The sequence below is a fragment of the Streptosporangium nanhuense genome (genome assembly GCF_059358815.1).
Window position 1 is genome coordinate 272,219 of record NZ_JCADBG010000014.1, and the last position, 7,339, is coordinate 279,557.

Below are 7,339 nucleotides of genomic sequence, written 5' to 3' on the forward strand. Positions count from 1 at the left end.
CCTCAGGCCCCCTCTCTCCGGCCGCGAGAAGCCTCCGCCTCGCGCGGGCCGGGGCCGGGCGAGGCCGGTGCCGACCGCTCAGGCGTCGGGACCTCCCTCTCCCGCGGACCGGTCGAGTCCTCCGTCTCCTCACGCGAGCCGGTCGAGGCCTCCTCACGCGAGCCTGTCGTGGCCTTCGCCTCACGCGGGCCGGGCGGGAGCAGCGCGTCGCGCGGATCGCGGTGCGGCGCCCGCACCACCACGCCGACCACGTCCAGCGCGGTGAGATCGGCGGACGGCCGCGCGTACGCGATGCGGGTCAGCTCGCCCGGCGTGGCCTCCACCCGCTCCACCACCCCGATCGGCACCCCCGCCACGTACGGCGCGCCACGCTGGGAGCCGAAACTCACGATGCGATGGCCCGGCGTGATCGGCGCGGTCGAGTCGAGAAGCCGGAAGCGGACCAGGCGGCCGTTCTCCCCCACGCCGTGCACCACCCCGATCTCGTTGCTGCCCTCCAGCCGGGCCCCGGCCGCCGAGGCGGGATCGCTGAGCAGGACCACCGTCGAGGTGGACGGCCCTACCTGGACCACCCTGCCGACCAGGCCGTCGGCGTTCAGCACGGTCATCTCCGGGCGCACCCCGTCGTCGCGCCCCACGTCGAGCTCGACGGCCTCCTCGAACCCGGGGGCGCCGCGCCGGGCGATCACCTGGGTGGGCAGGATCCGGTATCCGCCGGTCCCGGCGACACCGAGCAGCCTGCGAAGCTCCCGGGACCGCCCCCGGTCGAGGCTCTGCGCCGCCAGGTCGTGCCTGAGCCGCTGGTTCTCCGCGCGCAGCCTCTCGATCCGGACGCGCGCCGAGGGAGCCTCGGCCATCGTCTCGAAGAACTCGCCGACCGGCCGCACGAGCCCCGCCCCCGCGCTCTCCGCGGCGCCGAACAGCGTCGTGCCGACCGTCCTGAGCGGACCGAACGGCGACTCCGTGACCGAACGGTGGTCGATGGTCACGAGCACGAGCGCGGCGGCCAGCAGCAGCCCCAGGTTGACCCGTGCCCGGCGGGTGTCCTTCATCAGTGCCGCGGCTCGGGGACCAGGACCTGCTGCAGGGCGTCGAAGTCCTCGACGCACTTGCCCGAGCCGAGCGCGACGGAGTCGAGGGCGTTGTCGACGAGGTGGATCGGCATGCCGGTCTCGGCCTTCAGCCGCTCGTCCATGCCCTTGAGGAGCGCCCCGCCCCCGGTGAGGGCGATCCCGCGGTCCATCAGGTCCCCGGAGAGCTCGGGCGGGCACTTGTCGAGCGTCGTCTTGACCGCGTCGACGATCACGTTCAGCGACTCCTCGATGGCCTTGCGGACCTCCGCGGCCGACACCACGATCGTCTTGGGCAGGCCGCTGACCAGGTCACGGCCCCGGATCTCGGCGTGGCTCTCCTCGGGGAGCATGCACGCGGAGCCGATGGCCATCTTGATCTCCTCCGCCGTGCGCTCGCCGAGCATGAGCGAGTGCTCCTTCTTGGCGAAGGCGATGATCGCCTGGTCCATCTCGTCACCGCCCACCCGGATCGACTGGCTGGTGACCACGCCACCCATCGAGATGATCGCCACCTCGGTGGTGCCACCCCCTATGTCGATCACCATGTTGCCGGTGGGCTCGTGCACCGGGAGCCCGGCGCCGATCGCGGCGGCCATGGGCTCCTCGACGATGTAGACCCTGCGCGCGCCGGCCTGGTAGCCGGCCTCCTTGACCGCTCGCTGCTCGACCCCGGTGATCCCGCTCGGCACGGCGATGATGATGCGCGGCTTGGCGAAGTGGCGGCGCTTGTGCACCCGCTGGATGAAGTAGCGCAGCATGCGCTCGGTGACGTCGAAGTCGGCGATGACACCGTCCTTGAGCGGGCGGATGGCCACGATGTTGCCGGGCGTGCGGCCTATCATCCGCTTGGCCTCGATGCCAACAGCCACGATCTTCCCCGTCGCGGTGTTGATCGCCACGACGGACGGCTCGTTGAGCACGATCCCGCGACCTCGCACGTACACGAGGGTGTTCGCGGTGCCGAGGTCGACCGCCATGTCGCGGCCCAGAAAAGCAAGATTGCTGCCCATGAGGAAGGCCGGCCTCCTTCCGTCAGGTCGTCGGCGAAAACTACGGAACGCACTCGAATCGTAACGTGACGTACCCACCATTGAGCGCAATGAGGCGGCCTGCCGCAGCAAAATCTTGGGTTGGCCGAACACGCGCGGCCCCGCCGCCCACAAGGACGGCGGGGCCGGGCAAACGCGGCGAAAGCGTGCGTTTAGAAGCGGTTCGGGAAGAAGATCTTGATCTCCCTCGCGGCGGACTCGGGAGAGTCGGAGCCGTGGACGACGTTCTCGCCGATCTCCAGGGCGTGGTCGCCGCGGATGGTGCCGGGCGCGGACTTGACGGGGTCGGTGAGGCCGGCGAGGCCGCGGAAGGCCTCGATGGCGCGCGGACCCTCGAGCACCAGCGCGACCAGCGGGCCGGAGGTGATGAACTCCACCAGCTCGCCGAAGAACGGCCGCTCGGAGTGCTCGGCGTAGTGCGTCTTGGCGGTGTCGACGTCCAGGGTGCGCAGCTCCAGCGCCACGACCTTCAGACCCTTGCGCTCGACACGGGCGATCACGTCGCCGATGAGGCCACGTGCCACACCATCGGGCTTGATCAGGACAAGGGTGCGCTCGGACACTGAAGTTCTCCTTTGAACATGTATGGGTCGCGGACTGCGGTAATCGCGCGAAGTTTACCGTCCTTCACGGTTGCGACCCCTCGTAGGGGCGATGAGGACCGCGACTCCCCGTGGTCGGCGAGGTCACTGGAGGGCGGGCCCGCTCCTCGGATCGTCCTCGGGCGAGGGCGCGGGCGGCGGCACCACCACGGGCGGCGCGACGACCTTCTCCGGCTCGGTCTCCGTCTCCGGCTCGGGGTCGCGCTCGGGGACGCGGTCGGGCTCGTGCCGGGGCCTGGGCCACCCGCCCGCACCCGCCCCGTGCCCGCCTCCGGTGACGGTCACGGACTCGCTCTCCGCCCTGGACCCGGCCTCGCGATCCGGACGGGCCTGCGGCGGTGACGTGGCCTCGGCCTCGGGGCGCGGCCGCACCACCGCGTGTCTCACCTGCCCGGCCTGCCCATCGCGTTCCGGCTGCCCGGCCCGCTTGCTCTGCCCGGTCTCGCCGGTCCGGGTGGTCTGCTTGGAGGACCCGGCATGTTTCGGAGGGCCCGATGTCGTGGCGGCCGGCCAAGCGCCACCGGTGAGATCGACCTCCCCCGCCGGGGAGGGCACCAGCCCGGAGGCGGAACCCGCGCCGGGCGAGGCGACGGCCGTACCGGCCGGGGTGTCGCGCGTGTACCGGGTGTCGCGCGCGCTCGCCGGGGCGCCGGGCAGGAGGCGGGCCAGGACGGCGCCGAGCACGATCACCACGAGCACCACGCCGCCACCGATCAGCGCCCACAGGTGCAGGGCGTCCACGAACCCGTCGACCAGCGCCTGCGGGCTCGTGGCCTCCTCCAGGCGGGTGACCTGGACACCGCTGCCCAGCAGGAATCCCACGAGCACCGCGGGGAAGAACAGCGACAGCGCCAGGAGCGCGGCCCCCTCGCCGCAGGAGCGCAGCGCGCCGGTGAGCGCCACCGAGGCGCCGCCCGCGAGCAGCGCGAACGGAAGGATCAGCGGAAGCCCGCCGGGGGCGGGAAGGAACAACCGCACGGCGCACAGGCCCGCGACCATCACCACGAGCCCGCCCGCGGTGACCATGGGCATGGCCGCGTGACCCAGCCGGTTCGCCAGCGCGGCGGACAGGAGACCCACCAGCGCGGCGATCACGAAGGCCGGCCACAGGCCGGACAGGCCGGGACCTCCCAGCCCGCCGAGTTCCACGTAGGTGATCTGGGCGGCGGTCGGCAGGGCGACGACGCCGACCGCGACCATCGCGTACGCCGGCGCCCGGCCCACGGCCCCCTTCGAGGCGCCGAACGAGGCCAGGGCCAGCAGGGCGAGGACGGACACCAGCGCCGCGCGGATCACCAGGCTCGGCGACCAGTCGAACGTGCTGCCCAGGGCGAGGGCCGCGACGCCCACGGCGGGCACGACCACCCACAGCGTGCGCCCGCGCTCCGCGACGGCCCGCACCGGACCGCCGCTCTCGCCCTCCTTCAGCCACAGCACCAGGTAGAGCGCGGCGAGCACGAGCGCGACCCCGGTGAGCATCGGGTACGGCTGCAGGGTGACGCGCCAGGAGTCGACCTGGTCAAGGGGCCACAGGGCGAGCGCCTGGGCGGCCAGGAGGCTCGCCGTCAGCGCCGCCGCCCACACGGCCCGCAGGAGCACCGAACGCCCCCACACGGCCATCAAGGTGGCCGGGACCAGCAGGCCAGCGCCGATCCCGTGCAGGACCCGCAGGACCCCCACCAGCGCCGTCGACCCGGCGTACCCGCCGGCGGCGTCGGCGAGGGCGAGCAGGGTCAGCCCCGCGACCATCATCGGGGCCGCCCTCGTCCGGTGCACGGCCACCGCCGCCACCGGCACGGTCAGGACCATCGCGGGAAGCGCCAGCCCGTGCGCCCTGATCATCGCTATCTGCGAGACGTCCGGCGGCAGGAGGGCGGCGACCACGGAGATGGTGTTGGGGATGGCGACGATCGCCAGCGGCAGCACTACCGCGACGAGCAGTCCGAGGACGACGTCGAGCATCAGGGAGACACGGAGTGCGCGCACCAGGCCCGTGGGCCCGGTGGACACCGCCCGAGTCGGCTGGATGGGAGGGACGGCCATGTTGGCCGACTTTAGCGAGAAGTCACGCCCTCGACACGGCGAGCGACGAATATCGCTGTGATCCACAGCGCGGCGAAGACCACGCCGAGGAGGAACATGGTCGGGACCATGAGGCCGGACGCGATGGCGAGCACCTGGATCACGCTCCCCGCGATGTAGGCGAAAGGCCTCTTGAGCAGGCCGATCACCACCACGCAGAGGAACGCCAGGCCAAGGCCGACGGTGGCCGCGACGGCCGGTTCGATCCCCTGGATGTTGATCGCGACCGGCGTGAACAGACCGACGACTATGGCCTCCATGCCGAGCACGCTGGCACAGAGACGCCTCATCCCCGGAGTGACCGTGATCATTTTTCGCTCCTCCAGAGTCGCCTCGGCCGCATCCCGCCCGTTGTACCCGGCCGGCTCGTCCCGACTTGTCCGCTCACTGCGTTTCGTCCACTCACCAAGACCGGCCCGCTAGGCGCGTTGCCTCCAGCCGGCCTCTTCCGCCCGTTCACCGCGTCTCGTCCGCTCACTGCATCCGTCCGCTCACTGCGCCTCGTCCGCCCTGAGCAGGAGCCGGGCGTCGCCGGCGGTCACCACCGACCCGGTGATCAGCACCCCGGCCCCGCTGAACTCGCCCAGGGCGTCGACCAGGCCGATCGCCCGGTCGATCGCACTGTCCAGCCTCTCGACCTGGTACACCCGGTCGAGGCCGAAGATCTCCTCGGCCAGCGCGGCGAGATCGTCCACGTCCATGGACCTCGGCGAGGAGTTCCTGGTCACCACGATCTCGTCCATCATCGGTTCCAGCAGCTCCAGGATGCCCTGGACGTCCTTGTCCTCGAACACCGCCACCACGCCGATGAGCTTCGCGAAGTCGAAGGACTCCTGTACGGCGTCCAGGGTGGCCCGTATCCCCGCGGGGTTGTGCGCGGCGTCGACGACCACCGTGGGCCCCCGGCGAACCACCTCGAGCCTGCCCGGCGAGCTCACCCGCGAGAACGCCTGCCGCACCAGCTCCTCGTCGAGAGGCTCATCCCCTCCCGTCAGAGCCTCCGCCGCGGCCAGCGCGCAGGCGGCGTTGCTCGCCTGATGGGCGCCGTACAGGGGAAGCAGGACGTCCTCGTACGTCCCCTTGAGCCCCTTGAGCCGGAGCAGCTGCCCGCCGATGGCGAGCTCCCTGCTCAGCACCCCGAACTCCAGCCCCTCACGCGCCACGGTGGCACCGGTGTCGGCCGCCTGCCTCATCAGCACCGAGGCCGCGGAGAGCTCCTGCTGGGCGAGCACCGCGGTCGCCCCGGGTTTGATGATGCCGGCCTTCTCCCCGGCGATCGTCTCGACGTCGGGCCCGAGGTAGTCGACGTGGTCGAGGGAGATGGGCGTGATGACCGCCACGACACCGTCGGCGACGTTGGTGGCGTCGGTGATGCCCCCCATTCCGGTCTCGATGACCGCGACGTCCACCGGGGCGTCGGCGAAGGCGGCGAACGCCATCGCGGTGAGGGTCTCGAAGAAGGAGAGCCTCCGCCCCTGGGCGTCGACCATCTCCAGGTAGGGCGCGATGTCCTCGTACACCTCGACGAAGCGCTCCTCGCTGAGCGGGACGCCGTCCACGCTGATGCGCTCACGCATGGAGACGAGGTGAGGGCTGGTGAACCGGCCGACCCTCAGGTTGCGCTCGCGCAGGAGTGCTTCGATCATCCGTGTCGTACTCGACTTGCCGTTCGTGCCGGCCACGTGCACGACGGGATAGGAGTGCTGCGGAGAGCCGAGCAGATCCACGAGCGCGGCGATCCTGTCGAGGCTGGGCTCGAAGTTCCACTCGACACCACGTTGCATGATCGCTTGTTCAACCGCTCGATAGTCCACGTCTCCACCCTACTGACGTCCTGGGCGGGTCCCGGACAGGGCCGTAAAGGCTGGTGCAACGCGGACCCCGCAACCCATAAAACTCCACAGGACGGGATTCCCAAACACGGCGGCCATACCGGTACGGAAGCCATGGAAGACGAGGCTCATGACACGGGAAAGCCCTCCTCGAAACCCAGTGGACCTCCACCGGCCGACACAGGGAATGGAACACGAAAAGCCCAACGTCGGACGGTAGCCCCCTTCTTCAGGGGGCCTCTTCCCGGGCCGGGAAACCTTTCGATTTCCCACCCCGTGAGCAGGAACTCTCTCACTCACCGTCCGAGGTTCCTCCGTAACGCGAAAAAGGCCCCCACCCACGGCGGAAGCCCCCTGTTGAAAAGATCCAGACACCACAGAAAAGGCTCCGGAAAAGCATGAGGGCCCCCACCAAACGGTGGGGGCCCTCATAAAAGATTGTCCGGCGGTGACCTACTCTCCCACACCGTCCCCGGTGCAGTACCATCGGCGCTGAAGAGCTTAACTTCCGGGTTCGGAATGTAACCGGGTGTTTCCCCTTCGCCATAACCGCCGTAACCCTATGAAACACACAAACACCTACTGTTTGTTGTCTCAGAATTGCGTAGTGGACGCGAGCAAAAGTTGCTTTGTGGTCAAGTCCTCGGCCTATTAGTACTGGTCAGCTCCACACATTACTGCGCTTCCACTTCCAGCCTATC

The 7,339-nt window shown here is 70.2% G+C and carries 6 protein-coding genes and 1 rRNA gene; all 7 read right to left on the reverse strand.

The window, feature by feature from the left end; genetic code table 11:
• Positions 1-2: 2 nt before the first annotated feature.
• Positions 3-1,052, reverse strand: a complete 1,050-nt coding sequence (gene mreC, locus AC5L38_RS26655) for a rod shape-determining protein MreC (RefSeq protein WP_495245548.1) — start codon at positions 1,050-1,052, stop codon at positions 3-5.
• The gene (locus AC5L38_RS26660) at positions 1,052-2,083 is read right to left on the reverse strand and encodes a rod shape-determining protein (protein WP_495245549.1); all 1,032 of its coding nucleotides are present in this window, start codon (positions 2,081-2,083) and stop codon (positions 1,052-1,054) included. Before AC5L38_RS26660 ends, mreC begins: the two co-directional genes overlap by 1 nt.
• Before the next feature lie 191 nt (positions 2,084-2,274).
• Positions 2,275-2,685 carry a nucleoside-diphosphate kinase gene (gene ndk, locus AC5L38_RS26665; protein WP_495245550.1) on the reverse strand — a complete coding sequence of 137 codons (411 nt, stop codon included), beginning with the start codon at positions 2,683-2,685 and terminating at the stop codon, positions 2,275-2,277.
• 123 nt (positions 2,686-2,808) lie between these two features.
• On the reverse strand, positions 2,809-4,767 hold the full coding sequence (locus AC5L38_RS26670) for a hypothetical protein (RefSeq protein ID WP_495245551.1): 1,959 nt from the start codon (positions 4,765-4,767) through the stop codon (positions 2,809-2,811).
• Positions 4,768-4,778: 11 nt separating this feature from the next.
• Entirely contained in the window at positions 4,779-5,117 is a 339-nt protein-coding gene (locus tag AC5L38_RS26675; protein WP_495245552.1) for a DUF4233 domain-containing protein, read from the reverse strand.
• Positions 5,118-5,297: 180 nt separating this feature from the next.
• A complete protein-coding gene (locus AC5L38_RS26680; protein ID WP_495245553.1) occupies positions 5,298-6,590 on the reverse strand; it encodes a bifunctional folylpolyglutamate synthase/dihydrofolate synthase in 1,293 nt (430 codons plus the stop codon).
• Between the two features lie 488 nt (positions 6,591-7,078).
• A 5S ribosomal RNA gene (rrf, locus tag AC5L38_RS26685) occupies positions 7,079-7,195 on the reverse strand.
• Between the last annotated feature and the right edge of the window lie 144 nt (positions 7,196-7,339).